The sequence below is a fragment of the Runella sp. MFBS21 genome (genome assembly GCF_029433105.1).
Classification (GTDB): Bacteria; Bacteroidota; Bacteroidia; order Cytophagales; family Spirosomataceae; genus Runella.
Window position 1 is genome coordinate 207,922 of sequence record NZ_JARNTW010000011.1, and the last position, 26,676, is coordinate 234,597.

A 26,676-nucleotide genomic window follows, 5' to 3' on the forward strand; every position below is an offset into this window, starting at 1 on the left:
GATGAAAGTTCTCGGAATAGACCACCCAGCTGTAGCGGCCAATAATGTTGAGAAATTGGCAGATTGGTATTGTGAAGTATTGGGGTATGAAAAGGTGTTTTTGCATCCAAAACCCGTTTGGATTCTGAAAGCTCCTGATGGGACACTGCTCGAAATCATGCCTAAAGACGATACTTCACGGCCTGCAAGAACGACTTGGACGCCTGGCTGGTCGCACGTGGCTTTGCGGGTAGAAGATATCGTAGCAGCGATTGAACACTTAAATAAATTTCAAGTGACGTGGGCTGGAGAATTAAGCAGTGCCATTGGCGGCGGTAAAGTGCGGAGCCTCTTAGATATAGAAGGTAATTTGCTGCAAATTCTGCAGAGAGACTTATAATTGATTCATAGTCAAGTTTTAAGCTATTCGTTTGCCCAAAAAAGGTGAACCGGATTTCTATTTTCTAAACCAAAAATAAAATGGAAAATTTTAAAGTGAAAGGTATTGATCATCCGGCTTTAGCTGCCGAAAATGTAGAACAACTCTCTACGTGGTACTGTGAGGTATTGGGTTACGAAGTACTCTTCAAAGACCCACGTCCTATTTGGTTACTAAAAGCCCCTGACAGCTCCATACTCGAAATATTGCCCAACGACGGAAAACCTCGCCCCAACCGTACCAATCTAACGTTGGGATGGTCGCACCTGGCGTTTAAAGTAGACGATATTGAATTGGGAGTCAATTATTTAGACAAGCATAATGTCAAATGGACGAGTGTGCTTTCTCCTGCTACGGGAGGGGGGCGAGTACGGACATTTTTGGATCCCGAAGGAAATACATTACAATTAATTGAACGCCCAAAATCAAATTAATCATGGAAGCATTGTTTTATGAAGGAAACCACTCCTTTACGCTCAAAACCATTGAAAAACAACCTCTGCAAGCAGGAGAAGTACGTCTAAAAGTAGCTTATGTGGGAGTATGTGGTACCGACGTTCATATTTATCATGGCAAAATGGACGCAAGAGTAAAAATACCTCAGGTGATTGGGCACGAAGTATCGGGAATCATTGATGAAATAGCCGAAGATGTAAGTGACTGGGAAGTAGGTGAAAAGGTTACCGTTCGTCCTTTGAATCCTGGGCAAGAAGTGCCCGCCGACAATGGTTATCGACACATTGGCCAACATCTCAAATTCATCGGTATTGATTCCCCCGGAGGTATGCAGCAGTACTGGAATGTACCTGCGTTTACACTTCACCGTTTACCCCAAAACTTATCCCTTTCTCTGGGAGCGATGATTGAGCCGTTGGCGGTGGCTTGTCATGATGTTCGTCTTGGCGAATTGAAGTCTGGCGAAAATGCAGTCATCATTGGCGGAGGGCCTATCGGTTTGTTGATTGCCTTGGTGGCACGTCAGAAAGGGGCTAATGTGCTTATTTCGGAGGTAAACCACAGTCGTATAGAGTTTATCCAATCGCTAGGGTTTCAAACAGTCAATCCCATAGAAGAAGATTTAGTAAAAGGAGTGGAAAGTTTTTCCGACGGGGCGATGGCAGATGTAGTTTTTGAAGTTTCGGGTGTACAGGCCGGTGTAACTGCCATGACTCAACTTCCCAAAGTACGTGGGCGGATTGTGATGGTAGCGATTCATTCCGAACCCAAAGCGGTAGATTTATTTCGATTTTTCTGGCGCGAAATCAAATTGATTGGAGCACGAGTGTACGAGCCTGAGGATTTTGAAGAGGCTATTTCTTTGGCATCAAGTGGTGTACTTCCTTTAGCCGAAATGATTACCCAAATCTCTCCTCTAGCCGATGCGCAACAGATTTTTGAAATCATTGACCAAAATCCTGCGGGCATGAAATACCTTCTAGAGATTGACGATTAATTGAGCGTAAGCACTCATATAAAAACAGTTGCTCTTAAGTAAGAACAACTGTTTTGACACCATTCACTCTCCCATTAGTATTCGATTACAACATTCAAATCTAATCCCTTACATGACTCGGCATGTTTCTTTGCTTCGTACAAGCCTCTTTGCAATTCTTTGATCCTATTTTCGCGCATTTTAATCTCCTCCTCGCTACTACTTGAGGAGATTTTCATTTCCAAAAAACGGATTTTTGTATGCACCAGTTGAGTTAGTAATTCAAGTGCTTCATTAGGCAAAAATCTACCTTTTGTAAGTTCTATTTTCATGTTTATATTGTTGTTTACTGTCCTTGTCCAAGCGAGAAAGCAGCTGTCCCATTAAAGGCGTATAGATTTTCTGTTTTGATAACATCAATGTCAAATTCTATGGCATTGTTGAGGAGCTCTACTATATCCAAAGGAGTGATGATAGAACCCTCAGAAGGCTTGAATCTACAACGCCAATGATCCGTACAAAATGTTTCTTTGAATCCTTCTGGCCACACCTTAATACCTCGATTGGTAATCATTGTCAGCTTTGCAGCGCTTGTGGCTATATTGCGGACTTTATCGGCTAGAAAATTAGGATCTTCACCTGGCCAATGAACAAATACATCTACCCCCACCAATTCTTTCTTTGCGGCAGGTTTACGAGTATATTTTGGCAGATTAAGGGCAGTCTCTTTGTCGTAAGAAACGGCTTTCAAGGTGGAAGGTTTCTTATCTAAATTGGCAATGACTGCCTCTGCAAACTCTTGCGTACCTACTTTTTGGGTGCTTATTCCTTCCTTAAAAATATCATATGTATGGATACCATCTTCCATGGTCTTGAGCCACGCATTCTGTACTTTTTCGGCTATCTCGGTCTGACCAATATGAGTAAGCATCATAATTGCCCCTTGCAAAAGTCCCGAAGGGTTGGCTAAGTTTTGCCCTGCGCGGCGCGGTGCCGAACCATGAATTGCTTCAAACATGGCACATTCTTCTCCAATATTGGCAGAGCCAGCCAAGCCTACAGAACCAGCAATCTGAGCTGCTACATCTGACAATACATCCCCGTACAAATTGGGCATTACGATTACATCAAAAGCCTCGGGAGTATCGGCCATTTTGGCCGCACCTATATCAATAATCCAGTGTTCATTTTCAATAGTTGGATATTCTTTGGCGATTTCATCAAAAACCTGGTGGAAAAGCCCATCAGTTTGTTTCATGATATTGTCTTTGGTAAAACAAGTTACTTTTTTTCGACCATACTGCTTGGCATATTCAAAAGCATAACGGACGATTTTTTCGCAACCAGGTCGGCTGATAAGTTTCAGGCATTGAACGACCTCATCCGTTTGTTGGTGCTCAATGCCGGCATATAAATCTTCCTCGTTTTCACGAACAATGACAATGTCCATGACAGGATGTTTGGTTTTTACGAAAGGGTGAAGGCTTACACAGGGGCGTACGTTGGCATACAGCCCCAAAAATTTACGAGTAGTAACATTCAAACTTTTGTAGCCACCACCCTGCGGTGTAGTAATGGGGGCTTTCAAAAAAACTTTATTGCGTCGGATAGTATCCCAAGAAGATGCAGCTATCCCGGAGGTATTACCTGCCAAATACACCTTTTCTCCTACCTCAATTTCTTCAATCTCAATTTGGGCGCCAGCAGCTAAAATTATTTTAAGTGTGGCATCCATTATTTCAGGCCCGATGCCATCGCCCTTTGCTACCGTAATTCGTGTCATATTTTGTTTTTTTATGTTTGACGCCACAAAACTCGACGTTATTTTTAATATATTTTTATTTATATTTACAATGTTAATCATTAATAGTTTTTATGAATTACACCTTGCATCAACTCCAGGTTTTTTTGAAAGTAACTCAAACAGAGAGTATTACGAAAGCAGCCGAAGAGCTGTTTTTAACCCAACCAGCGGTGTCTATTCAGTTGAAAAACTTTCAAGAACAATTCGATATTCCTCTCACAGAAGTAGTAGGCAGAAAACTATATGTAACAGATTTCGGTAAAGAAATTGCGGTTGCTGCGGAGCGCATCCTCAATGAAGTATATGCCATAAACTATAAAACGATGGCATACAAAGGTCAACTTAGCGGACGTTTAAAAATATCTGTCGTTTCTACTGGTAAGTACGTTATGCCGTATTTTTTGACAAATTTTATGAGCCGGCACGAAGGTATTGAGCTTTTGTTGGATGTAACAAACAAAAGCAGGGTCATAGAAAGTCTAGAAAAAAATGAAGTTGATTTTTCATTGGTATCCGTATTGCCCGCCAACCTTCATACGGAAGGAATTAGCTTGATGAAAAATAAGCTTTATTTGGTAGCAAATGGGCAAAAGAAGTTTAACAAGCGCCCCTATGATGTTGGTTTTTTTGAAACTATACCCTTGATATTTAGAGAGGCAGGCTCTGGTACCCGCTATGTAATGGAGCAATTTTTTGAAGCGTCTCATCTGCAAATCAAAAAAAAGATGGAATTAACTTCCAATGAAGCCGTTAAGCAAGCTGTGATAGCAGGCTTGGGTTATTCAGTAATGCCATTAATTGGAATTAAAAATGAACTTCAAAATGGTGATTTACAGATTATTCCAATACAAAACTTTCCATTAATATCTGAATGGCAGCTAGTTTGGGTGAGAGGAAAGAGTTTTTCTCCGGTAGCAAAAGCTTTTATGACTTATATCCAACAATACAAAGCTCAGATTGTTCAAGATAGATTTGGATGGTATGAAGAATATTGATTAAATAATTCAAATGGCGGCTTACAGCCCAAGATGGTAAAAAATACTTTGATTTGAAAACCTTCAATAGTTAGCTTTAGCGAAAAAGTAAACTGGTATAACTGCCTTTTGGAAATCGTTTTTATCGTAGAAATCAGTTTTCGATGACCAATAAAACAGTATTTAAAACGATTTTCCCCGTTTTCTAAATTCGAACGGGGTTTGATTTCGTAGTTTCTTGAACGTTTGAATGAAGTGTGAAACATTTTCAAAACCTACCTGAAAACAAACTTGGGTAATGGAATCCTCCCCCTTTATCAAGAGTTCGCAAGCATATCGAATCCGCAAGTCTGTGATGTATTGCGTGATAGTTTGACCGGTTTGTGATTTGAAATAGCGACAAAGGGCAGCTTCGTTCATGTTTGCGACAGAGGCCACCTCCAGTAGTTGGATGGGTTCCGTAAAATGATCAATGAGGTAGGCAAAGATTTTACTGAGTCGGTCGTTGTGTTTAATTTGTAATTGACTCGGAACGTAGTGGGGAGAGATTATCTCTGTAGCCGATGAAATAGCAATTTCTTGCAGTATTGATAAAAGTGTCAGTAGTTGGTTAAAACCTTGTTGTTGAGCTAACTCTACCATGGATTTTTTTATGTGGGTGAGGAGCGGGTCAACTAATTTTAGACCAAATATTGCCCGCTCAAAAAGCGCTTGAATAGCCCTTGTTTCGGGCAAATGAAAGAAATCTTTGCCTGCAAAATCTTCCGAAAACCGTACTACGATAGCCTCTGCCGAACAGAGAGGTTGGGACTGGTAAAATGCAGCATCATTTTTCCAATAATGCGGTAAATTTTTGCCAATGAGGATGATTTCACCCCCTTCGAAGCGTTCTACACTCTGTCCGATAAAGCGTGTGCCTGAGCTTTGTACTACGTAGTTGAGCTCTAGCTCTGGGTGAAAATGCCAAGGATTTGTAAAATAAGGGACAACCTCATGGCGCAAGTCGAACGACTGACTTTCATTTTGAGGAACGGTAAGGAGGTTAGGTCGCATGGATTTGTTATAGTTAAGAAAATCAGCCGCAAGTATATATCTATATTTGCTTTAATTGGTATTATTGAAAACTTACTGCAAATATTTTTGTATTTATTGCAAAATATCCATTAGAAAAATGAAGATTTTTATCAGAATTTTGCAAAATAAAACAACCCATTTATGTTCAGGCTGCAAACGTTACTTACCATTTTTATGGTCTTTAGGGGCATTTATGTCAATGCCCAAGTTCCCAATACCTTGACTGCTTCTGAAAAAAAGTCGGGATGGATTTTGTTATTTGATGGAAAGACTACCCATGGTTGGCGCGGTGCATATAGTTCAGAATTTCCAAAACAGGGTTGGACAGTAATTAATGGCGAACTGAGGGGGGAGCTTACCAACGGGGGCGAATCGGGAGATGCAGGGGATATAGTGACTATAGAGAAGTATAGTGACTTCGAACTTGTCTTTGACTGGAAACTGGGAAAAGGGGGAAACTCTGGGGTAAAGTATTTTATTGAAGAGCGGCAGCCCAAGCCTGAAAAAGGCTCACAGGTGGGCTATGAGTACCAATTGATTGATGATGCTGACTATATTTATAATGGCAAGCCTTTACCACAAGACCTCAAAACCGCCTCCATTTATGATGTTGTGGCTGCCAAAAAGCCCAATGCCAAAATAGGGGTGTGGCATACTTCCAAAATTGTGGTGAAAAAGAATCACATCGAACATTGGCTTGACGGTACAAAAGTACTGGATGTTGACCGAAACTCTGAAGTATTCAAACGGGGCGTTATAGATAGTAAATTCAAAGATTATCAGGGTTTTGCGACAATTCCAAAGGGACACATTTTGTTGCAAGACCACGGGCATAGTGTATCATTCAGGAATATCAAAATATTGACATATTAAAATCGAAAGATATTTTTAAGACCCAATCGCATGAACAACGAAGCGCAAAAAGAAAAGACATCTGTTGGGACAGAATCAAACTCAGCGACCAATATGAACCGAAGACACTTTATCGAGAAATCATCGCTTGCTGTAGCAAGTTTGGGTTTCCCTACCATTGTTCCTGCTACGGTATTTGGTAAAAACGCTCCTTCTAACCGCGTGACGGTGGGTTTGATTGGAGCCGGGAGACAAGGGTATGGGCAAAATTTGCAAGGCTCCGAACAAAAAAGCTTGGGTACCAGAATCCCCGGACTGTTGGATATAGCCGATGCCCAAATCGTAGCCGCCTGCGATGTGGATAGTTGGCGTCTCAACAAAGCCAAAGCAACCATTGAGGAACATTATGCCAAAAATACAGCGAGTGGTAAATACAAAGGTTGTGCTACCTACGTGGATTTTCGGGAGATTATTGCCCGCAAAGACATTGATGCCGTGATGATTTCTACACCTGACTACTGGCATGTACCGATGGGCATTTTAGCAGCCAAGGCCAAAAAACATATTAGTTGCGAAAAACCCCTCAGCATGAGCGTGCATCAAGGGAAAGAGTTGGTAGAAGCCCTCAATAAGTATACCCGTGCCGGCGTACCGGTTGTAAATCGTACCGATAGTGAGTTCCGTTCTATTCGCCCACAAAATCAGGCCGTAGAATTGGTACGAAATGGGCGAATCGGGAAGCTGGAAAAGATAGAAATACATTTTCCTTCTGACCCCACGCCTGTTACGGCACAGGCAGATATGCCCGTTCCGAAAGAACTTAATTATGATCTTTGGCTGGGCCCGATGCCCTACGTGCCTTACACCGATATGCGGGTTCATACCCCTTTCGATATTTTAAAACGACCCAATTGGATGCGGGTAGATACGTATGCACAAGGAATGATTGCCAACTGGGGAGCACACTATTTTGACGTTGCGCAGTGGGCTAACAACAGTGAATATTCAGGCCCGGTCGAAGTAGAAGGGAAAGGCGAATTTCCCAAAAGCCTCTGGAATACGATGATTAACTTTCAGATAAAGTACCGCTACGCCAACGGTGTGGAAATGACCTGTCAACAAACCCCAACGAGCACACCATCCATCAAATACATCGGCTCAGAGGGCTGGATTCATGTGGAGGGGTATCCTGGTAAAATTATGGCTTCCAACCCAAAAGTGTTGGATTCCAAACCCACAGGTAGTGAGTTGGATCTGTCAAAAACGCCGTGGGATAAAACGGATTTTATCGAGGCTGTAAAGACAAACCGCAAAACCTTGGAACCTATTGAGGTAGGACATCGTACCATTTCGATTTCACAAATTGGTCTCATTGCAGCTCAGGTAGGAGCGGGGGAGAAGCTGAAATGGAATCCCGAAAAAGAATTGTTTGAGGGTAATAATTATGCCAATGCACTTTTGGCGGCTCCCTTGGCAAGGAAAGAATGGGCGATGTAACACTGCTCTATCCGCTGGCGTTCCAGCACAAAAAACACAAAATGGCACAAAGGATACAGTTTTTATTTCTCTTTTGGATGGGGTGTGCAGTGATGGCATTTGCCCAAAAAATCAAAAACGATTTTTTTACCCTGCACAACATTATTCGGGGTGACAGTACCTACAATACCTTTGACAAACAGGTAGAATTTATCAAAAAAGCAGGTTTTGATGGCATTGAAATCAATCAAACCCAAAGTTTTGAGGGTATGAAAGCCGCTCTTGATAAGCATCAATTTACAGGCTCTTACTTTTACGTAAGGGTCGAATTGAAAGAGCCGTATATAGAGAAGCGTTTAGAAGAATACATTCATCAACTCAAAGGAAGTAAGACCATCATTGCTCCGTTTATTATTGCCAACACTTCGTTCAAGCCTTCATCGCAGGAGGCAGATACGCTGGTAGTAAGATTACTAACCCAAATCTCAGATTGGGCCAAGGCTTCCGGTTTGCAGGTGGCTCTCTATCCTCATCACGGGTTTTATGTAGAGCGAACCGATCATGCCCTATCGTTGATTAAGCAAATCAATCGAAAAAATGTGGGGTTGACTTTTAATTTGTGTCATTGGTTGGCCACTACTTCAAATTCAGAACGCTTGGCACTCAAGCCCCACTTGAAAGAACTCAAACCTTATCTCAAAATGGTCACTATTTGCGGCGCAAATGACGTGATAACTCAACAAAAAACAATATGGGATGATTATATTTTGCCCTTAGGAAGCGGTAGTTTTGATACCTACGGTTTGTTGAAATATATCATTAAAGACCTGAAAATGAGTGTGCCGATTGGAGTACAGTGTTACAACATAAAAGGTGACAAACCACAGTTAGTTCTAAATACAATTTCGGTTTGGAAAGAGTATAAAAACCGCCTAGAAAACGAAAAATGAAATTAGAAACTCAGCTTTTACCTCCGCAAAAACCTACTTTCATGCGATGGTGGGTATGTGCTCTACTTTTTTTTGCCACCACTATCAATTACATTGACCGTCAGGTATTGGCCATTTTAGCCCCGCAATTACAAAAAGAAATTGGCTGGTCTGAAATAGAATACGGCTACATTGTCACGGCATTTCAACTTTCGTATGCAGTCGGTTTGTTGTTGGCTGGGAAATTGATTGATTTTCTAGGGACTAAACGAGGATACATTCTCTCCATCATTGTATGGTCGTTGGCGGCAATGAGTCATGCCTTGGCTCGCACAGCGGTGGGTTTCGGGATAGCCAGATTGGCATTGGGGATTGGTGAATCAGGCAATTTTCCTGCCGCCATTAAGACCATTGCCGAGTGGTTTCCCCGAAAAGAACGGGCTTTGGCGACAGGTATTTTCAATTCAGGGTCTAATATCGGAGCTATCGCTGCGCCTTTGTTAGTGCCGGTCATTGCGCTCAATTTCGGTTGGCAGTGGGCTTTTATTCTCACGGGGTTGCTGGGGTTCATTTGGCTGTTTTTTTGGATAAAAATGGTTCACAAACCCGAAAACCACCCGTCGGTCAATGCTGCGGAAGCAAATCTGATAAAAACAGATACAGATTTTGATGACGAAAAATCCGCCTCATTATGGGAAATAATCCGAACCCCTAAAGTATGGGCAATTGCCATCGGCAAATTTATGACTGACCCTATTTGGTGGTTTTTTCTGTATTGGCTGCCCAAATTTTTAAATACTACTTACGGCCTGCAATTGGATAAAATCGGTTTACCCCTCATTGTTGCCTATTTGATTGCAGATGTAGGAAGTATTGGTGGTGGCTGGCTTTCGTCCAAATTTTTGCAAATGGGTTGGAGCCTCAATGCCGCTCGCAAATCAACCTTATTGATTTGTGCATTGCTTGTTATTCCGATTTATTGGGTATCGGGCATGGCTCAACTATGGCCGGCAGTATTACTGATTGGCCTTGGAATGGCGGCTCACACGGGTTGGTCGGCCAATATGTACACCTTGGCTACCGACTTATTTCCCAAAAAAGACGTTGGAACTGTCGTGGGGTTTATCGGTATGTCGGGGGCGGTGGGCGGCATGTTGATGGCCTCCGCCACAGGGCATTTGCTCGAAGCTACGGGTAGTTATAAAAGTCTTTTTGTGGTGGCTGCTTCCATGTATGGGATTGCCCTACTCATCATTCATTTGATAGTCCCTAATATTGATGCTGTAAAATCTTAAAAATAGATATAATCATGAAATTTACCCAAGAACATCTCGAAAGTTACCACCGTGATGGCTACGTGGTAGTTCGTAACTTTTTCACAGAGGAAGAAGTAGCTTTACTTTACAAAATTGCTCTTAAAGACGATGTGATGAGCAAAAAAAGCTATGATCGCACCGATGCCTCGGGATTGAAAACCAAACTAGCGTTGTGGTATTCGTTGGACGAAAGCCTGTATAGTAAATTTGCTCGTTCAGAACGAATTATAAAAGGGGTAGAGCAGATACTGGGAGGCAAAGCCGCTCATTACCACTCTAAATTGATGCAGAAAGAACCCAAAACAGGGGGAGCGTGGGAGTGGCATCAGGACTATGGCTATTGGTATAAAAACAACGGTTTTTTACTTCCCGAGATGTTGAGTGTTTTAACGGCACTTACACCTGCTACCAAAGAAAATGGTTGTTTGCAGATGATTCGGGGCTCACACAAAATGGGACGGGTAGAACATGGTTTTTCAGGAGAACAGGTAGGTGCGGACATGGAAAAGGTGAATGAAGCCCTGAAAATTATGCCCTTAGATTACTTGGAAATGAACTCTGGTGATACAGCCTTTTTCCATTGTAATACCCTTCATGCGTCGGCAGCAAACCTCTCCGATAAACCTCGTTGGTCTATCATTACGGCCTATAATTTGGCAAGTAATAAACCCTACAAAGATGTTCACGTGAGCAGTTATACTCCGATTGAGCCTTTTGCAGGAGATTTATTGGCTGAAAAAGCAGTGAGTATTACTGATGAGGCTGAGTTTTTGGTGAAATAAGTAGATAGAACGTACCAAAATTAGGTGGTCAAGGAACTACCTAATTTTTTCAATTAAAATGGAATTTTACTCAACAATAAAAATAGCATGAATATTAAATTCTTTGCTCCTTCTTGGGGTAATACATTACCTTTTGATACATTCTGTAAAAACGTAAAAGAGGCAGGTTACGATGGGGTGGAAATGGCATTGCCCCTTGAAAAAATAGAAAAACAAGCGATTCTTGATACATTAAATGACTTCGACCTCAAGTTTATTGGGCAATATTACCAATCCTTTGAGCGTGACCTCAGCGAACATGCCAAAAACTATGAGAAATACCTTCGTCATCTTATTGAAGCCCAACCCATTTTGGTCAACTGCCAGACGGGCAAGGACTATTTTAGTTTTGAGCAAAATAAATATTTGTTTGAAATTGCAGAACGTATTTCAAAAGAAACAGGTGTGAAAATCCTTCACGAAACCCACCGTGGTAAAAGTCTTTTTGCGGCACACATCACCCAACATTACCTTACTTCCCTTCCCCACTTACGCATCACGCTGGATATTTCACATTGGTGTAATGTTCACGAATCGCTCTTGGCCGACCAAACTGAAGCGGTGGAGTTGGCTTTGCACCACGCTGACCATATCCATACCCGCATCGGGCACCCCGAAGGGCCACAGGTAAACGACCCTCGGGCTCCTGAGTGGAAAGAAACCTTTGAAACGCACCTAAAATGGTGGGATAAAATCGTGGAAATACATCAAAAAAACGGAACACAACTGACGATGAACACCGAGTTTGGCCCTGCTACATACATGCCTGTATTGCCTTACACGCAGCAGCCCGTATCGAATCAGTGGGAAATTAATGTATTTATGGTGAATATGTTAAAAAAGAGGTATGCCTCACACTAGCTTATTTGCCAAAAGCCGCTCCATAATACAATGGGGATTGTTTTTTCAGTTTTAGAATTGAGCCATTAAAATTAGAAAAATTTTTAAACCCACAATACTTGGTCGGTAATGGAAACGCTTGTTGCGGTTGTAGGCATGGTGGTGTGATTGTATTCAATAGTATAATTGGGCAGGCTGTCTATTTTTAAAATGGATAAATCAATATTAATGATAAAATAATTAGACATTTGTGCATTATTCTGTCACTAAACCAGTTGATATATCCTATTGAAGCCCATATTTCTAAATGATACCGAGATACTTCGTGGGTTAAACAACCATGACCAAGAGGTATTTGAATGGCTTTATCGTATGTATTGGCAACGCCTGTTTGATTTTGCCTACGTCAAAACCCACGATAGCAATGTGTCCGAGGAAATTGTGCAGGAATTGTTTGTAACACTGTGGGAAAAGCGAGAAACCCTTCAAATTTCAAATTTTCAAAGCTATTTGTTTGCCTCAGTTCGCAATCGAGTGATTGACTTCTATCGCCAAAAAGTCTTTGATGGATTAGAGTCAATCGAAAATACTGTCGCTTCTGATTATCCCTTATTTTTAGAAGAATTGGAAAAAGCACTCAGTGATGCTGTATCCCAATTACCCACTAAAACTCAGGAAATCTTTCGGCTCAATAGGTTTGAAGGTCAAACGACTCGCCAAATTTCTGAGAAACTTCAACTCTCCGAACGTACCATCGAATACCATATTACCAAAGCCCTCCGTACCCTTAAAACGCTTCTGAAAGATTTTTTTTCGGTGATTTTGCTTTTAAATGGTGATAGTATTTTTTAAACAATTTCTTTGATTTTTAAGGCCATAGTTTAAAATAGAGATACCATTTTAGTTGACTTTTTATGTTGATTATTAGTTGTTTAATACTTAAATGCTCACTATTCAATTCTGACTTCTTACTATTATTTTAGTATAAATTTTCCGTGAATTTATTAAATGATTTACGGTCATTGATTGTTTTCTCGTCTTCTATTTAAACTCCTTTGAACAAAAATGAGTAAGCGACATTTCCATACCTTATTGAGCCGCTACCGAAAGGGAGAGTGTAGCGAACAGGAAAAACGTATTGTGGAGCAGTGGTTTACCCTGCTCGATGGCGAGAAACCCCACCACACCTACGAAGAAAGTCAACAAATTGAGAACCGTATTTGGCAGGCAATTCAACATAAACAGGCATCCGTTTCGGGGACGAAAGTCAGAAAATTACCAGTGCTTTTCCCTTGGCGTTGGGTGGCGGCGGCGGCTGTATTATTGGCTATCGTTTGGGGAGCCTATCAATTTCAGCTAAATAATACACTTCAGACGGAAACGGGTTTGCTAGAAAGTCAACGGTCGAATGGCTTACTCAAACGGACAAATAATACCGCTGATTTGCAGCTTATAAAGTTGGAAGATGGTAGTGAAATAAGTCTTTCGCCCAAGGGAAGTATTGAATTTCCTGCTCAGTTTGAAGGAAATAAACGAGAGGTTTTTTTGACTGGTAAAGCCTTTTTTAAAGTAGCCCGAAATCCACAAAAACCATTTTTGGTCTATACTGGCGACGTCGTTACAAAGGTGTTGGGGACGAGTTTTTGGGTCAATGTCAGTGACAATGATCAGGCAGTGGAAGTGTCGGTCGTTACGGGAAAAGTGTCGGTATTCCAGCGGGATGCCCGCAATGACTACGTTACTGAAAAAGTAAAAAGCGGCGTAATACTGACCCCCAACCAACGAGTGACTTATGAGCAGAAGAGTCAGGCCTTTGTAACGAGCTTGGTAGAGCAACCCGTTTTGGTGAACTCCACCGAGCAGTTGACTATGACGGAAGTGCCTTTTGTTTTTGATGATGTGCCTCTCAGTGAGGTAGTTGCCAAATTGGAAGCTGCCTACGGCATAGAAATCATTTTGGAAAACGAACGCTTAAAAAACTGTTTGTTCACCGCCGATATTACCAAACAACCGCTCTTTACCAAACTTGATTTGTTGTGTGCTTCGCTCAATGCCAGCTACGAAGTGCGGGGTACCAAGATTTTGGTAAGCGGGACTGGCTGTTCATCTAATTAACCTTTAACCCTCAATTGATTACTATGATTTAAACATTCCCCAAAGAAAAAAGAGCCGAATGTGTTGCAACCACTTTCGACTCTTAGCGTTCTACCCCTTCTGAAACTTGGCAAGTTTTCACCTAAACAGGTGAGCGAGAGGGGTTTTTGTCAAATTTTTCAAAAAACGTAACAAAACATCCAAAAGTAATGAAAAAACAAGTACCAATTCATCCTCTTCTCCGACAAATCATGAGGATTACCTTATTACAATCCCTGCTGATTTGCGTAGGCATCTCGTTTGGACACGCCCATGATGCGTTTACGCAAGATTTACTCGACCGTGCTATCACGGTAAAAGTCGAAAATGCAGAAATCAGAAAAGTATTGGCTCAAATTGAAGGTCAAGCCAATGTTAAGTTTGTGTATAGCTCCAATAACATTCGGGCTAAGCGGCGAATCAGCGTGGCTGTGACTGAACGTAAACTTTCCGAAGTACTTTCTCAGGTGCTAAAACCTTTGAATATTTCGTATCGGGTCATTGGGGGGCAAATTATGCTCAATACTGAAGACGCAGAGCCGCTGCCGCCTACCACAAAAAACGTCGAAGCGGGAGAAGCTCCCGCTGACCAAATCGTAACAGGGACTGTCACTGATGAAAGCGGGGCAGGGCTGCCAGGGGTAAGTATTCTGGTAAAGGGAACGCAGCGTGGTGCAACCACCGACCCAAATGGCAAGTACCGACTTGCGGTGGATAATGGTAGCGCTGTTTTGGTTTTTTCCTTTGTGGGTTATGTTTCACAGGAAATTGAGATAGGAAATAGGACAAACATTGACCTTACCCTCAAACCCGACCTGAAGGCATTGGAAGAAGTAGTAGTGGTGGGCTACGGTACGCAGAGTCGCCGCAATGTAACGGGTTCTGTTACGAAAGTAGATATGAAACAAATGGAAGGTCTGCCCAATACCAACGTTGCTCAAGCATTGCGCGGACGCGTAGCGGGCGTTCAGTTTTTGGATAATGGCCGTCCGGGACAGGGTGGAAGTATTCTGGTTCGAGGACGACGCTCTATATCAGCGGGCAACAATCCATTGATCATTTTGGACGGCATTTTTTTTGAGGGGAGCCTCAACGACATCAATCCCGGCGATGTGGAGTCAATGGAAGTATTGAAAGATGCCTCGGCTACAGCCATTTATGGAGCCAGAGCGGCCAATGGCGTAATTCTGATTTCTTCAAAAAAGGGTACTACCGAAAAACCTACGATTCGTTTCAATACCTATTATGGGGTGTCTAATTGGAGTTATACCCCCAAATTGTTGACCCCCGAACGTTATATCCAAAAAACACTGGATTGGCGCAGCCAAAGTGGGTTAGCCGCCGACCCATCCAAGATTGATGGCTATTTGACTGCCACTGAAGCCAAAAACTATGCCGCCGGAAACACAGTTGACCCTTGGAAGGTAGCATCACAAACGGCGGGTATTCAAAATTTTGATTTGAGCGTATCGGGACGTTCGGGCAGAACCAATTATTTTATTTCGGGCAATTATAACAACGAAAAAGGCTTGATTTATAATGACAATGCCAAACGAATCAGTGTGCGCATCAACTTAGACAATCAAATCACTGATTGGCTCAAAGTCGGAGTGAATGCACAATATGCTGAACGTGATTTGTCTGGCAATGAGGCAGATATGAGTGTTGCTATGTGGACCTCCCCCTACAACGATATTTGGGCGGATGCAGCACAGACTGACCCCAAACCATTAGGTAATGAAGACGGTTTGGTAGGAAGTATTCTCTTGAATGCTATTATCAACAAAAATAGGGAAATTCAGCGCAACCTTTTTGCCAATTTTTACAGTATCGTGGATATCCCGTTTGTCAAAGGGTTATCCTACCGCATCAATTATTCTCCCAACTATCGTTGGTATAACTTAGATAATTTTAGCCCTATTTATGACCGAAACAGTCGAAAAGATTTGGGCAGTGCAAGCCGTCGTTCGGATTTAACCAATGCGTGGGTTTTGGAAAATATCCTGACGTATAACAGGCAAATAGGCCAAGACCATAATTTCGATGTTACCCTGTTGTACGGCAGAAACCAAACCTATTCTGAATCGCTAATTGGAACGGGGAGTGATTTCTCGGGAACAAGCGATGCCAACAATTGGAATAATTTATCGCTTGCCAAAGTGCAGACGTCTTCTACATCTGCCACCAAAGTTGATGCCATTTCTTCGATGGCCCGTTTGAATTATCGCTTTATGGATAAGTATTTGCTTACGCTTACAGCACGCAGAGATGGTAATTCGGTTTTTGGAGCTAACAATAAATTTGGTGTATTTCCTTCAGCAGCCGTGGCGTGGATTGCCTCAGAAGAGCCGTTTTTGAAGCAAATTCCTGCCGTTAATTTGTTGAAACTAAGATTATCTTACGGTTCAGTGGGCAATCAGGCCATTTCAGCCTATCAATCCTTAACTCGTCAGGGGCAAGTCCAATATGTTTATGGAGACGGAGGAGCTACGTCAATAGGGCTCTTTCCTGCCAACTTAGCCAATCCAAACTTGGGCTGGGAAACGACCACAACCACCAACTTTGCCATAGATTTTGAAGTTTTAAAGGGTAGAATCGGGGGGACAATGGAATACTACAACATGGACACAAAAGACCTACTACTTACTCGTCAGCTACCCGGCCCCACGGGATTTTCCTCCATATTGACCAATGTAGGTGCAACCAACAATAAAGGGTTTGAATTGACCTTAAACACGGTCAACGTGCAAAAAGGGAAGTTAGAATGGAGTAGTAACATCGCCTTTTCTACTAACAAAAACAAGATTGTACACATCTATCAGAGTGACGCTAATGGTGACGGGATTGAAGACAATGACCTTGCGAATAAATGGTTTATCGGGCAACCAATTTCCGTTGCTTATGATTACAAAATTGATGGTGTTTATCAGGTCGGTGATCAAATTCCCACTGGTCAGAAAGCAGGTTTTTTTAGAATGCAAGACGCCAACGGTGATGGTAAAATTGATGTCAATGACCGTCAGGTATTGGGAACACTGGAACCAAAATATCGATGGAATATAACAAATGCAATTCGTTATGGGCAATTTAATCTGATGATGTCAATAAATGCCTTGCAGGGATGGATCAATACCAACAACCTGCTTGCATTGGATAATGCTGCTGGCGGCAGTGGACTCGGCAATTTCCCTGGCCGTGCTGCCAATTTTTTAGACGTTGGCTGGTGGACTGCTGAAAATAAATCCAATACCCGTTCTTCTTTGGTTTATACCAATCCTTTTGGTCATGCTTACTACCAATCCCGTGACTTTGTCAGAATTCAGGAAGTTTCCTTGTCTTACGACTTGCCTCGTTCGGTGCTTAATCGACTGAAAATGAGTAGCGTAAAAGCCTATTTAAGTGGACGTAACCTCTACACCTTCACAGAATGGCAAGCAATGGATCCAGAAAGTGGCCAAGGTAGTCGTGGGGCTTTCCCAACTCCTCGCACTATTTCGGTAGGTTTAAACTTAGGTTTTTAATCTTATTTCAAACGACAAAAACATGAAAAGAATCACATATAAATCCATAAAAGGATTTTTTTTACTGACAGCTCTTTTATTTTCTCAAGCGTGCGATGAGTCAGTTTTAGATGAAAAACCACTCTCATTTCTATCACCTGATGTAACGTTGGTATCTAATGCTGGATTCCAAAGCGCCATCACTGCCTTGCACCAAGCTGTACGTGAAGTGGCGGGAGTTGACGACCAAAACGCCTATTGGTCAGTTTATTTCGGAACGGATTTGGGCTCAATCGGTGTGAGAGATGCTTATCTCAGAAACTACGAGACCCAGCTCACCCCGACCTTTATGGGAGTCAATCATTTTTGGGATTGGGGCTATTTGAATTTATTGCCGAGAGCAAATCAAATCATTGACTATGCTCAGCGGCCTACGGCGGTTTGGGCCGATGAAAAGCAAAAAAATGCGGTAATAGCTGAAGCTCGTTTTTTCAGAGCTTATGCCCACAATATGCTCACAAATTTGTACGGCGATGTAGTAATTGCAGATAAATTAGCCACCGAACCCAAGGTGGATTATCAACGAAATAAGCGCAAAGAGGTTTTAGAGTTTGCCAAAGCCGATTTGGAGTTTGCCTCACAATGGCTGCCACTTACCGAGCCTCAACCCGGTCGAATTGTCAAAAGTGCGGCTGATCATTTGCTTACGGAAGTAAATATCAGTTTGGGAAATTACGACAAAGCGATTGAGACAGCTACGGCAGTTATTTCCTCGGGGCGTAATCAACTGATGACCCAACGTTTTGGAACACAAAAAAACCTGCCGGGGGATGTATATTCCGATTTGTGGAAAGATGGGAATCAAAATCGCTCAGGGGGCAATTTAGAAAATTTGTGGGTCATTCAGTACGAGTTTCAAACCCCCGGCGGTGTGACATCGTCGGGAAACGGTCGAAATTGGTTGCGTTGCTGGGGTGCACGGTATTTCGATGCCAAAGACCCTGACAATGCTTCAGGTATGGTGATTGCTGATAGTTTAGGGCGTGGAGTAAGCTGGATGCGACCCAGCAACCACATTTTATACGATATTTGGAAAGATGACCCCAATGACATGCGCAATTCCGAATACAATATCCGTCGGAAGTGGTACTACAATAATCCCGCTTCTAAGTATTTTCTGAAAGAGGTTAAATTTCACGCAAATCTTGATACGCTTTATCATATATATCCTGCGTTTAGGAAAGTAGAAGGACTTTCGCTGGCGGGGGCAACCAATGGCCGTACTTTCAACGACTGGCCCATGATGCGCCTAGCCGAAACCTACCTTTTGAGAGCAGAAGCATATCTGATGAAAGGAGATAAACAAAAAGCCGCCGAAGATATCAATGTGGTGAGGGGGCGTGCCAAGGCTAAACCCGTAGCGGCAGCCCAAGTGGATTTGGATTATATTCTTGATGAGCGTTTACGGGAACTTATCGTAGAAGAACCCCGCCGCTTGACTCTCAGCCGCATGGGGAAACTGGTGGAGCGAACCAAAAAATACAATGGATTTGCTACCACGACAAGCACCATTCAGGCCAAAAATGAGTTATTCCCTATTCCGCAAAAATTCATAGATGCCAACTTTGGGGCAAAAGTCCCTCAGAATCCAGGGTATTAAAGAAGGGAATAAACCCCAAGTGCCCTTGGCTTATTTTAAAGAACAACATAGGGTAACGAATAGAAAACAAGATAGGTGAAGTTAGGTTTATTACTTCGTCTATCTTGTTTTTTATTGCCCTGAATGAGCTGTTTTTCAAGTGTTTTGGTATTTTAAAAATAAAAACTATTTTAGGGATTGGGCGATTAAGCAGATCATTATTTTTTGTTGACTACCGCCAAAACCGTTGCCCTTGACTTCAAAAATAGGAAGTACAAACGCATAACAGATGCCATCACGGGTGAAACCGTTAATAGCAATCAGCTCAAAATAGCTACCATAGGTGGACTTTGGCTACGTGCCCAAAAATAGGCGATGAATAGGTTTTTACTTAGGTTTGTCTGCTCTCGGGCATTACGAAACTCATTACTCAGTTGCATGAGCGCGGCACTGTTTATCAATAATAGGCTTTTTGGTATTGAAGAGGACTGCTGCCCATTATACTTTTAAAGTACTTATTGAAGTTCGAAAACGTATGAAATCCACTTTCGAAACAAACTTGGGCAATGCTTAGCTTTTGCTCTCTCAACAATTTACATGCTTGCCCAACTCGTAGCTCAAGCAAAAATTGAGAGTATGTTTTTCGGCTGCGGCTTTTAAAATAACGACAAAATGAACTTGGACTAATATTGGCCACTTCGGCTATTTTTTCTATCGTAATTTTTTGTTGAAAATGAGCTAATGAGTACGCATAAATACGATTGATACGGTCAGTATCCTCTTCATCAAACTGGATTGACTCATGCATACTGGAAAGTAATTCATGGTCGTCGCATTGAGAAAGTAAATCAAGCGCTTGGTACAATGTCATAATCCGATTTACGGATACTTGATTGAGAAGTGTTGGCAATAGTTGGGCAACTTTTTCTTTATGAATTCCTGAGAAACGAATCCCATGTTTGGCACGCTGTAGCAACTCAGCGATGGCTTGATTTTCGGGCAGAGAAAGAAACGTATCACCCCAAAAATTGTCTTGAAAATGAACTACAACCGCTTTGGCCAAAAGGTTACTGCTTCCCTGAAAATATTCCTCGTCACATCTCCAATAATGAGGTAGGTTTGAACCAATTAACAAAACATCCCCACTTTCGAAATGACGTATGCTATTGCCAACAAACTGGGTACCTGAGCCATTGACAATATAGACCAATTCCGATTCAGGATGATAATGCCAACGATTATAAAAATACGGAACCTCGTCCTGACGAACACTAAACGACTGAGCTAAGTCCTTTGAAACTTTCAACAATTGAGGCTTCATTGAAATATAATTACAAATTATTAAAATATTTTATTGAATAAATGCCAAAATAATGGTAAATATTGCTAAAACAGATGAATATATACTTGAAAAGTTCTAGTTTTTTTGTCGAAAACGTATCAGGTACTTTCCACCACTTCTAAATAATACAAAATGTCTGGCAGTACCTACCATCATACCACCTACTGAACGCTTACCATAAATCAAATTGTAAAAGAAAACAGCCACACCGTTTCAAGGGGGTTTACTCCTACTGATACGGATAAAGGGAGACGATACCTGAAGATAACCGTCAACGGTAAAGCCTACAATCGTTGTTTCCCGTGGGTGATTTTACCTTTATATCTACTGCTACTACAAACGGCCCTTATGTAATGGTTGCATGGCACACCTTTCTGCTTTAAGATGATAGGTTTTGTGATTTTTAAGGTTACTATTTATTACTTACGATAATATTCAATTATCGTAAGTAATGATGGCAAGTTCGGTACAGTACACTTTGTACCAATAAAATCAGAAGCTTTGTCTGTAGAAACAAGGGCTTTGTGAGAATGTAATAAAGGCAGGTAATAAAGTGTTTTATAGGTGTCGATCAAAGTCCTGATTTCTATATTTTCTAAAAATCAGCCTCTTAACAACGAGAGATACAGTTGCTTACTCAAATAAATCTTTCTTCGAAAGTGGAATTTCTTTATCGCCTACTATCACACTTTTAGAACTGTATTTCTGAATTTTATCCTTATTCACCACGAAGGCTCGGTGAGTTTGAATGAATTTTGTAGTAGGCAACAAATCAAGAATCTGAGAAATGGTCGAACGAGATTTGTAAATATTTTTATCGGTATGAAACAGTAAATAGTTACCTTCCGATTCGATATAATTGATGTCTTCCAACGGCAACTCGACCTTGTATTCTCCGTCTTTTACCAAAATAGAAGGCTTAGGTCTATCTGCATTCGCAGATTTTATAATTGCCAATTCGACCGAGGCAACTAAATCACTGTTTTTAAAAGGTTTTGTCAGGTACGAATAAGGTGAAGTAGCAATCGCTTCACTGATCACTTTGGCGTTTTCGTAGGCGGTAAGATAGATGAAGGGGACTTTTTGTTTATTTTGAATAAGTTGCCCTAAGCTAATTCCATCCATTTCTCCATCGCCAAGATTGATGTCGAGGATAGCAAGATTAACCAATTCTTTATGGAGAATCGCCATCGCTGCGTCGGCATTTTTTGCTTCTAAAACCTGATAACCATTTTCCTGTAGAATTTTTTTTGTTAACCTTCTGTTGAGAAAATCATCTTCTACAACCAAAATTACTTTTGAATTCATTTTAAAAATAGATTTTCAGTTCAAAACCTTCTTTAATTGATGCTTCAGTCTCGCCATTAAGTTGGTCTATCAATCCTTTCATGATTTCCACGCCAAGGCCTTTAGTTTCTACATTTTTAAAATCAAAGCCTTTTCCATTATCTATATATTGCATGCAATTTTTCTTTGTATTTTTATTTTGTGTGATTTCAATATTGATAATACCAGTTTTCTGGTTTTTAAAGGCGTGTTTCATGCTATTGCTGACCAATTCTACGATGATCAAACCTAATGGCAAAGCCTTTGTGATAGATAAAATTTCGATTTCACAAGTAATAAATAAACTCACATTTTTCAATTTATTATCATATGAATCTTTGACGAGTTCAGAAAGATCGGTTACATATCGTTTTAAATCAACATCATTAACACTTTCCGAAACATTCAATTTTTTATGAAGTAAAGCAATCGAATGAATTCGATTTTGGTTACTCCTAATCAAGTCATCAATGTTGCTGTAATTAACAGACTCCTTCTGAATTTCTAAGATGCTGATAACGTACTGCAAGTTGTTTTTTACTCGATGTTGTAATTCAGAAAGCAGAATTTGTTTTTGTTCAATCGTTTTTTCAATCTCATCCTTCTGAAGACTTATTTCTCTGTTTTTATCTTTCAAAATAGCATTACCTCTTTGTTTTTGACGGTTATTGCGTATCAAGACCAATGACAGCAACCCTAAAAAAACAAGAGATCCGATGAGTGTATTCTGTCTGATGGAGTAATCGTAATCTTTTTTAGCTTCTTTTGAATCGCGCTCACGTTGTTTGATCGTATTTACAATATTTTGCGTTTGAAAAATTCTAGAAGTAGTATAGAGGCTATCATTAGAAGCATTTACAATTTTTAGATAATTGATTGCTTTAGCTGGATTTTTTTGTTCGTAGATTTGAGCTAAAAGTTTGGCGGCGCTTATGGTTAGCACTAAGTTTTTGAATTGTCGGCCACCTTCTAAGGCTTTTTCTGCATAAAAAATAGCTGAGTCAGGTTGGTTCATTGCCTGAAAAACCCCCGCTAAATCAACCGACTGCTCAGATTCTAAAAAAGGATTGCCAAATTTGTTTGAGAAACTAATCGCAGTTCTTAAATAATGCAATGCCTGTGGGTAATTTTTGCGCTTTTTTTCTACTCTCCCCATCACGGCATTGGCATAGGATACCTCTATAGGGATGTTCAATTTTCGACAACTCGTATCGATTAGTTTGCCATAATACATGGCAGAGTCAAATTCATTTAGGTTTTCGTAAACCTCACCAAGATTATGGTAAATTAGCCATTTTCCGTTATTGGGAAGCGATTCGATTTCGGGGTGGTTTTTGGCTTTTAATAACCATTCTAATCGGTGTTGGCTATCTTGTTGTTTTTCGTAAACGAGGGCTATCAGATTATAAAAAACAATTTCCAGCTTGGGGTATTTTGCTTGACTTACCTGCAAGCCTTCGTAGGCGGTCTGCATACCGTTTTGCCAGTCACCTGTGATGGTTGAGACAAAGCTCAACGCCTGCAAAGACACCAATTCGCCATAAGTATAATTAAGTTTTCGGGCGAGGCGAATAGACTCCGTGGCATACACAACCGCTTGGCGGGGGTCTGTCATGGTATGATACCTGGCCAACTGCCACAAGCTAATCACCCGATTGGTGTCGTCAATAACCTCAGTCAAATTTTGTTTCAACCTATCTACCTCTTTTGTAGGCAGACTAAGCGGTTGAGCGAAGCCAGAGGTAGCCAGAGCCGTGATTAGTAAAAGTAATATTTTAATGAGTTGGCTCGGCATAATGGCTAAAGAACTTCCCGAAAGGGCTAAAACTTTCGGGAAGTTGATTTTATTTGCATAAATAAATCTTTCTGTAAACTTAACACAAAATTGTATTCATTTTAGTGGTTTACAGAGGTCTATTTACTAATCTTTCAGATCATAAAACTCCTTCACAGCATTATAATCAGCAAAATCTACTGATGCCTTACGGCCATTGCGGATGTCGTTGGCGGGGATAATCACTATACGAGTTGAGGCTGAAAGTGTGGCTGTCGAAGCTACTTTTCTATAAATATTTATTCCTGCGGTGTTCCCAGCAAAAGTAGTTTGTGTGTAGAATTCATGTTCAACGCCATTTGATGGAACAATACCAGGGATAGCATACCAACCATAAGGGGTGGCGTTATTTGGTGTGCCATCGGTCATATAGACCAATACAGCACTACTATTCATTATCGCCGTCGTGACATTGGAAGGGAAAACAAATTGTTGAACTGAGCCTTTTGCAGCCGTCCAAGTTTTGGCTGCGTATGAGATTTGAATCACGTTGGCATTACCAGTTTGCCCAGTCGCACCGGCGGGACCCGCTGGTCCGGTAGCACCAGTCGGGCCAGCAGGACCTGCAGGACCAACAGCCCCTTCTGGGCCTTCACAACTGGTAAATAATAAACTGCCGCATACTACAAGTACTGATAAAACGCCTGAAATAATGGTTGATTTGTTCATACTAAAATGTGTGACTTTGTCGGAAATTTGATTGGTTGATAAAAGGTTGAAATTTTCAATTTAATAATAGCCGATAGGCAGTTTGGGGATAATTAAGGCTTTATTGTACTGGTACTAATCTCCACATTTGGCCCGAAACATTTTGAGTTTTATCCATAAACGCGTTGCCAGAATATACGGATTTATTATCAGGCTTATTTCCTTCTAAAGAAAAGTTATTGCCATGCAGCATCGTACGCAATCTATAGAGGTGGTCACCGTTAGTGGCACTCACTAAATCCAATCGCCATAGCTGGCCTGTTACATCTTGAAAGTTATCCATAAAAGACCGACCATCTTTCTCTCCTCCTTTAGTGTTAGCCTCCAAACATTTACCTTCACCCTGATCTTTCGATTGTAAGCGATACCACCCTTTGTTTTTAGCATCCGGGACTAATTTCCACATGGTTCCGGTTGCCCCTTTTTGCGAAGACATGAACGATGCACCACTCATAACATTACTCGCTGAACCATTGCTTTCAAGAGATAGTGCATCGCCCGTGAAAGCTGTCCGTAAATAATAATAGCCTTTATAATTAGGACTAAAAGAATGTCCTCTCTCTTGGGCATAGGATGTTAATGTAAGACCAATGAACAGAATCATTCCAAGGGTTTTTAAAGTTTTCATTTTTGAGGGTTCTTAGTAAATTTTGCCTACTCTAAATCAGCATTTTCGGCGTCCTGCTTTTTGATGGTACTCCAAAGCTATTTTGCCTCAGTAACCTCTCAAAATTTCTGGGACAGAAGCCTGATTTTAGGGATAGAATAAAACTTCCATTCATTGAGTGTATCCATCATAACTTCACCTGACAATTACTATCCCAATTTTTTGTCTCAGAAACGGCGTTTTGTGAGACAAATACCAATACTGGAAAAATCCCTGATTTAGTTGCAAAAACTGTCTCATAATGTTATCTCATTTATCAATGTATCATTTATTATCTTTGACTGACTTAATGAGACAAAATTATGCTGATTGGCTATGCCCGTGTTTCCACACAAGACCAAAATTTGAATATGCAAATGGATGACCTGAAGAAAACAGGTTGCGACCGCATTTTCCAGGAAAAGGCATCTTCAGCCCATGAGAGGCCACAGTTGCTTAAACTTATTGAAAGCCTTAGGGAAGGGGATACGGTTATTGTTTGGAAACTTGACCGTTTAGGACGTTCACTTAAAGAGTTAATTACCTTAGTCAATGATTTTCATCTTAAGGGAGTCGGTTTCCGCAGTTTGAATGATGCTATTGATACTACTACTGCTCAGGGTAGGTTAGTCTTTAATATTTTTGCTTCATTGGCCGAATTTGAAAGAGATTTAATACGTGAACGAACGAGGTCAGGATTAGCAGCAGCTCGCGCTCGCGGGCGTTTGGGGGGTAAACCAAAAGGATTGACTAAAGAAGCTCTATCAAAAGCTGAAGCCGCCAGGACATTATATGATAAACAGGAAAAGACAGTTGCTGAGATTGGTAAATTATTAGGTCTTAGCCGTGCTACTGTATATCGCTATCTTCAGATAAAACCTTAAGCTATTTCATACTTTTAAGAGTAAAAGGCGAAATTCAAAAACATAGATACAAGTGACAGTAATAGAAAATAACCACTTGATAATTTTTTTAAGGAGATTAAGTATAGCCTTGGCTTTGAATGACATTTGGCATAAATCAAAAATTAGAAGTCCTCTGAACAATATAAAAGAACGGCATATATAATACTATATAAAATCAAAAAACTTTCGCATATTTGAGAGTTGCCAGCCATTTTATAACCAATCATTCAACACTAAATGACTGAACAAATCTTACATGAAAAAAACGCTTCTATTCTTTTAATTGAACAGAGAGAAAACGATGAAGTCGTTATCGGAGCACCACATCATACATTAGGTGGTGTGAAAAATATGCCTTGCCCAGAACATACAAGCGGGGACGAAAACACAGGATTTGTTGCACGACAACTTGCAGAACAAATAAAATCCTCTTCTGTAATTGCTTGTAACTACCGGGTTGACCCGAACAAAAGCTTAAATACAGACTATTCGACTCAAATCGCAAAATGGGAACCAAAGTTTTTAATTGAAATTCATGGACACGGTGCAAAAAAAATAGACAACTTTTGCATTTTTGCATGGGTGCATTGCAAATTGTCGTTTAAGTTAGTAATTTACATTCTTTTAATTATGACACGAGAAGAGTTACATAAACTAATAGATTCCGAGTACGATAAACTTGAATCAATGCCCTTGGGCCACACATT

25 protein-coding genes are annotated in these 26,676 nt (G+C 41.0%); 17 read left to right on the forward strand and 8 right to left on the reverse strand.

All coding sequences use genetic code 11. The features are described from left to right. Nucleotide 1 precedes the first annotated feature (1 nt). The 3 genes from P1X15_RS20420 to P1X15_RS20430 all read left to right on the forward strand — a co-directional run bounded on the left by P1X15_RS20420 (nucleotide 2) and on the right by P1X15_RS20430 (nucleotide 1,871). On the forward strand, nucleotides 2–379 hold the full coding sequence (locus tag P1X15_RS20420) for a VOC family protein (RefSeq protein WP_277339987.1): 378 nt from the start codon (nucleotides 2–4) through the stop codon (nucleotides 377–379). 80 nt (nucleotides 380–459) lie between these two features. Then, nucleotides 460–852, forward strand: coding sequence for a VOC family protein (locus P1X15_RS20425; RefSeq protein WP_277339988.1), 393 nt, complete (start codon nucleotides 460–462; stop codon nucleotides 850–852). A 2-nt stretch (nucleotides 853–854) separates the two neighbouring features. Next, entirely contained in the window at nucleotides 855–1,871 is a 1,017-nt protein-coding gene (locus P1X15_RS20430; protein WP_277339989.1) for a zinc-binding dehydrogenase, read from the forward strand. Nucleotides 1,872–1,945: 74 nt separating this feature from the next. On the opposite strand, the gene P1X15_RS20435 is transcribed toward P1X15_RS20430, so the two are convergent. Beyond that, a complete protein-coding gene (locus P1X15_RS20435; protein WP_277339990.1) occupies nucleotides 1,946–2,182 on the reverse strand; it encodes a hypothetical protein in 237 nt (78 codons plus the stop codon). Between the two features lie 14 nt (nucleotides 2,183–2,196). After that, nucleotides 2,197–3,633 carry an NADP-dependent isocitrate dehydrogenase gene (locus tag P1X15_RS20440; protein WP_277339991.1) on the reverse strand — a complete coding sequence of 479 codons (1,437 nt, stop codon included), beginning with the start codon at nucleotides 3,631–3,633 and terminating at the stop codon, nucleotides 2,197–2,199. Nucleotides 3,634–3,725: 92 nt separating this feature from the next. Between P1X15_RS20440 and P1X15_RS20445 the strand changes: the two genes are divergently transcribed. Continuing rightward, complete coding sequence (locus tag P1X15_RS20445) at nucleotides 3,726–4,649, forward strand: LysR family transcriptional regulator (protein ID WP_277339992.1); 924 nt, start codon at nucleotides 3,726–3,728, stop codon at nucleotides 4,647–4,649. Between the two features lie 162 nt (nucleotides 4,650–4,811). On the opposite strand, the gene P1X15_RS20450 is transcribed toward P1X15_RS20445, so the two are convergent. After that, nucleotides 4,812–5,681 carry an AraC family transcriptional regulator gene (locus tag P1X15_RS20450; RefSeq protein ID WP_277339993.1) on the reverse strand — a complete coding sequence of 290 codons (870 nt, stop codon included), beginning with the start codon at nucleotides 5,679–5,681 and terminating at the stop codon, nucleotides 4,812–4,814. Between the two features lie 162 nt (nucleotides 5,682–5,843). Here P1X15_RS20450 and P1X15_RS20455 point away from each other — a divergent pair, with 162 nt between their 5' ends. The 11 genes from P1X15_RS20455 (at nucleotide 5,844) to P1X15_RS20505 (ending at nucleotide 19,580) form a co-directional block, all read left to right on the forward strand. Then, nucleotides 5,844–6,575: a DUF1080 domain-containing protein gene (locus P1X15_RS20455; RefSeq protein WP_277339994.1), complete on the forward strand. Its 732-nt coding sequence runs from the start codon at nucleotides 5,844–5,846 to the stop codon at nucleotides 6,573–6,575. A 93-nt stretch (nucleotides 6,576–6,668) separates the two neighbouring features. Continuing rightward, entirely contained in the window at nucleotides 6,669–8,051 is a 1,383-nt protein-coding gene (locus tag P1X15_RS20460; RefSeq protein ID WP_277339995.1) for a Gfo/Idh/MocA family protein, read from the forward strand. 41 nt (nucleotides 8,052–8,092) lie between these two features. After that, nucleotides 8,093–8,980, forward strand: coding sequence for a sugar phosphate isomerase/epimerase (locus tag P1X15_RS20465; RefSeq protein WP_277339996.1), 888 nt, complete (start codon nucleotides 8,093–8,095; stop codon nucleotides 8,978–8,980). Then, nucleotides 8,977–10,254 (forward strand): MFS transporter, encoded by a 1,278-nt coding sequence (locus tag P1X15_RS20470; protein ID WP_277339997.1) that lies wholly within the window; start codon nucleotides 8,977–8,979, stop codon nucleotides 10,252–10,254. The genes P1X15_RS20465 and P1X15_RS20470 overlap by 4 nt, the downstream gene beginning before the upstream one ends. A 14-nt stretch (nucleotides 10,255–10,268) precedes the next feature. Further along, entirely contained in the window at nucleotides 10,269–11,057 is a 789-nt protein-coding gene (locus P1X15_RS20475; protein WP_277339998.1) for a phytanoyl-CoA dioxygenase family protein, read from the forward strand. Nucleotides 11,058–11,144: 87 nt separating this feature from the next. Beyond that, complete coding sequence (locus P1X15_RS20480; protein WP_277339999.1) at nucleotides 11,145–11,957, forward strand: sugar phosphate isomerase/epimerase; 813 nt, start codon at nucleotides 11,145–11,147, stop codon at nucleotides 11,955–11,957. A gap of 267 nt (nucleotides 11,958–12,224) precedes the next feature. Then, nucleotides 12,225–12,788, forward strand: a complete 564-nt coding sequence (locus tag P1X15_RS20485) for an RNA polymerase sigma-70 factor (RefSeq protein WP_277340000.1) — start codon at nucleotides 12,225–12,227, stop codon at nucleotides 12,786–12,788. Between the two features lie 213 nt (nucleotides 12,789–13,001). Continuing rightward, nucleotides 13,002–14,051 carry a FecR family protein gene (locus tag P1X15_RS20490; RefSeq protein ID WP_277340001.1) on the forward strand — a complete coding sequence of 350 codons (1,050 nt, stop codon included), beginning with the start codon at nucleotides 13,002–13,004 and terminating at the stop codon, nucleotides 14,049–14,051. Nucleotides 14,052–14,239: 188 nt separating this feature from the next. Beyond that, on the forward strand, nucleotides 14,240–17,590 hold the full coding sequence (locus P1X15_RS20495; RefSeq protein ID WP_277340002.1) for a TonB-dependent receptor: 3,351 nt from the start codon (nucleotides 14,240–14,242) through the stop codon (nucleotides 17,588–17,590). 22 nt (nucleotides 17,591–17,612) lie between these two features. Further along, nucleotides 17,613–19,229 (forward strand): RagB/SusD family nutrient uptake outer membrane protein, encoded by a 1,617-nt coding sequence (locus P1X15_RS20500; protein ID WP_277340003.1) that lies wholly within the window; start codon nucleotides 17,613–17,615, stop codon nucleotides 19,227–19,229. 204 nt (nucleotides 19,230–19,433) lie between these two features. Continuing rightward, nucleotides 19,434–19,580, forward strand: coding sequence for a hypothetical protein (locus P1X15_RS20505; protein ID WP_277340004.1), 147 nt, complete (start codon nucleotides 19,434–19,436; stop codon nucleotides 19,578–19,580). Between the two features lie 85 nt (nucleotides 19,581–19,665). On the opposite strand, the gene P1X15_RS20510 is transcribed toward P1X15_RS20505, so the two are convergent. The 5 genes from P1X15_RS20510 to P1X15_RS20530 form a co-directional block, all read right to left on the reverse strand. Then, nucleotides 19,666–20,529, reverse strand: a complete 864-nt coding sequence (locus tag P1X15_RS20510) for an AraC family transcriptional regulator (RefSeq protein WP_277340005.1) — start codon at nucleotides 20,527–20,529, stop codon at nucleotides 19,666–19,668. A 654-nt stretch (nucleotides 20,530–21,183) separates the two neighbouring features. After that, nucleotides 21,184–21,858 carry a LytTR family DNA-binding domain-containing protein gene (locus P1X15_RS20515; RefSeq protein ID WP_277340006.1) on the reverse strand — a complete coding sequence of 225 codons (675 nt, stop codon included), beginning with the start codon at nucleotides 21,856–21,858 and terminating at the stop codon, nucleotides 21,184–21,186. Nucleotide 21,859: 1 nt separating this feature from the next. After that, a complete protein-coding gene (locus P1X15_RS20520) occupies nucleotides 21,860–23,407 on the reverse strand; it encodes a histidine kinase dimerization/phosphoacceptor domain -containing protein (RefSeq protein WP_277340007.1) in 1,548 nt (515 codons plus the stop codon). Nucleotides 23,408–23,797: 390 nt separating this feature from the next. Next, nucleotides 23,798–24,379 (reverse strand): collagen-like protein, encoded by a 582-nt coding sequence (locus P1X15_RS20525; RefSeq protein ID WP_277340008.1) that lies wholly within the window; start codon nucleotides 24,377–24,379, stop codon nucleotides 23,798–23,800. Between the two features lie 100 nt (nucleotides 24,380–24,479). Further along, nucleotides 24,480–25,046: an RICIN domain-containing protein gene (locus P1X15_RS20530; protein ID WP_277340009.1), complete on the reverse strand. Its 567-nt coding sequence runs from the start codon at nucleotides 25,044–25,046 to the stop codon at nucleotides 24,480–24,482. A gap of 341 nt (nucleotides 25,047–25,387) precedes the next feature. Between P1X15_RS20530 and P1X15_RS20535 the strand changes: the two genes are divergently transcribed. Both P1X15_RS20535 and P1X15_RS20540 read left to right on the forward strand, forming a co-directional pair. Next, the gene (locus P1X15_RS20535) at nucleotides 25,388–25,948 is read left to right on the forward strand and encodes a recombinase family protein (RefSeq protein WP_277340010.1); all 561 of its coding nucleotides are present in this window, start codon (nucleotides 25,388–25,390) and stop codon (nucleotides 25,946–25,948) included. 258 nt (nucleotides 25,949–26,206) lie between these two features. Next, a partial coding sequence (locus P1X15_RS20540; protein WP_277340011.1) for a hypothetical protein occupies nucleotides 26,207–26,676 on the forward strand: 470 nt, incomplete at its 3' end.

Excerpts from the sequence above, each read along its gene's own strand:
- P1X15_RS20480 (WP_277339999.1), top strand. The coding sequence starts at position 11,145 with ATGAATATTAAATTCTTTGCTCCTTCTTGGGGTAATACATTACCTTTT.
- P1X15_RS20455 (WP_277339994.1), top strand. The coding sequence starts at position 5,844 with ATGTTCAGGCTGCAAACGTTACTTACCATTTTTATGGTCTTTAGGGGC.
- P1X15_RS20440 (WP_277339991.1), bottom strand. The coding sequence starts at position 3,633 with ATGACACGAATTACGGTAGCAAAGGGCGATGGCATCGGGCCTGAAATA.
- P1X15_RS20525 (WP_277340008.1), bottom strand. The coding sequence starts at position 24,379 with ATGAACAAATCAACCATTATTTCAGGCGTTTTATCAGTACTTGTAGTA.
- P1X15_RS20495 (WP_277340002.1), top strand. The coding sequence starts at position 14,240 with ATGAAAAAACAAGTACCAATTCATCCTCTTCTCCGACAAATCATGAGG.
- P1X15_RS20510 (WP_277340005.1), bottom strand. The coding sequence starts at position 20,529 with ATGAAGCCTCAATTGTTGAAAGTTTCAAAGGACTTAGCTCAGTCGTTT.
- P1X15_RS20445 (WP_277339992.1), top strand. The coding sequence starts at position 3,726 with ATGAATTACACCTTGCATCAACTCCAGGTTTTTTTGAAAGTAACTCAA.
- P1X15_RS20450 (WP_277339993.1), bottom strand. The coding sequence starts at position 5,681 with ATGCGACCTAACCTCCTTACCGTTCCTCAAAATGAAAGTCAGTCGTTC.
- P1X15_RS20535 (WP_277340010.1), top strand. The coding sequence starts at position 25,388 with ATGCTGATTGGCTATGCCCGTGTTTCCACACAAGACCAAAATTTGAAT.
- P1X15_RS20470 (WP_277339997.1), top strand. The coding sequence starts at position 8,977 with ATGAAATTAGAAACTCAGCTTTTACCTCCGCAAAAACCTACTTTCATG.
- P1X15_RS20475 (WP_277339998.1), top strand. The coding sequence starts at position 10,269 with ATGAAATTTACCCAAGAACATCTCGAAAGTTACCACCGTGATGGCTAC.
- P1X15_RS20435 (WP_277339990.1), bottom strand. The coding sequence starts at position 2,182 with ATGAAAATAGAACTTACAAAAGGTAGATTTTTGCCTAATGAAGCACTT.
- P1X15_RS20465 (WP_277339996.1), top strand. The coding sequence starts at position 8,093 with ATGGCACAAAGGATACAGTTTTTATTTCTCTTTTGGATGGGGTGTGCA.
- P1X15_RS20460 (WP_277339995.1), top strand. The coding sequence starts at position 6,669 with ATGAACCGAAGACACTTTATCGAGAAATCATCGCTTGCTGTAGCAAGT.
- P1X15_RS20490 (WP_277340001.1), top strand. The coding sequence starts at position 13,002 with ATGAGTAAGCGACATTTCCATACCTTATTGAGCCGCTACCGAAAGGGA.
- P1X15_RS20420 (WP_277339987.1), top strand. The coding sequence starts at position 2 with ATGAAAGTTCTCGGAATAGACCACCCAGCTGTAGCGGCCAATAATGTT.
- P1X15_RS20530 (WP_277340009.1), bottom strand. The coding sequence starts at position 25,046 with ATGAAAACTTTAAAAACCCTTGGAATGATTCTGTTCATTGGTCTTACA.
- P1X15_RS20515 (WP_277340006.1), bottom strand. The coding sequence starts at position 21,858 with ATGAATTCAAAAGTAATTTTGGTTGTAGAAGATGATTTTCTCAACAGA.
- P1X15_RS20425 (WP_277339988.1), top strand. The coding sequence starts at position 460 with ATGGAAAATTTTAAAGTGAAAGGTATTGATCATCCGGCTTTAGCTGCC.
- P1X15_RS20430 (WP_277339989.1), top strand. The coding sequence starts at position 855 with ATGGAAGCATTGTTTTATGAAGGAAACCACTCCTTTACGCTCAAAACC.
- P1X15_RS20500 (WP_277340003.1), top strand. The coding sequence starts at position 17,613 with ATGAAAAGAATCACATATAAATCCATAAAAGGATTTTTTTTACTGACA.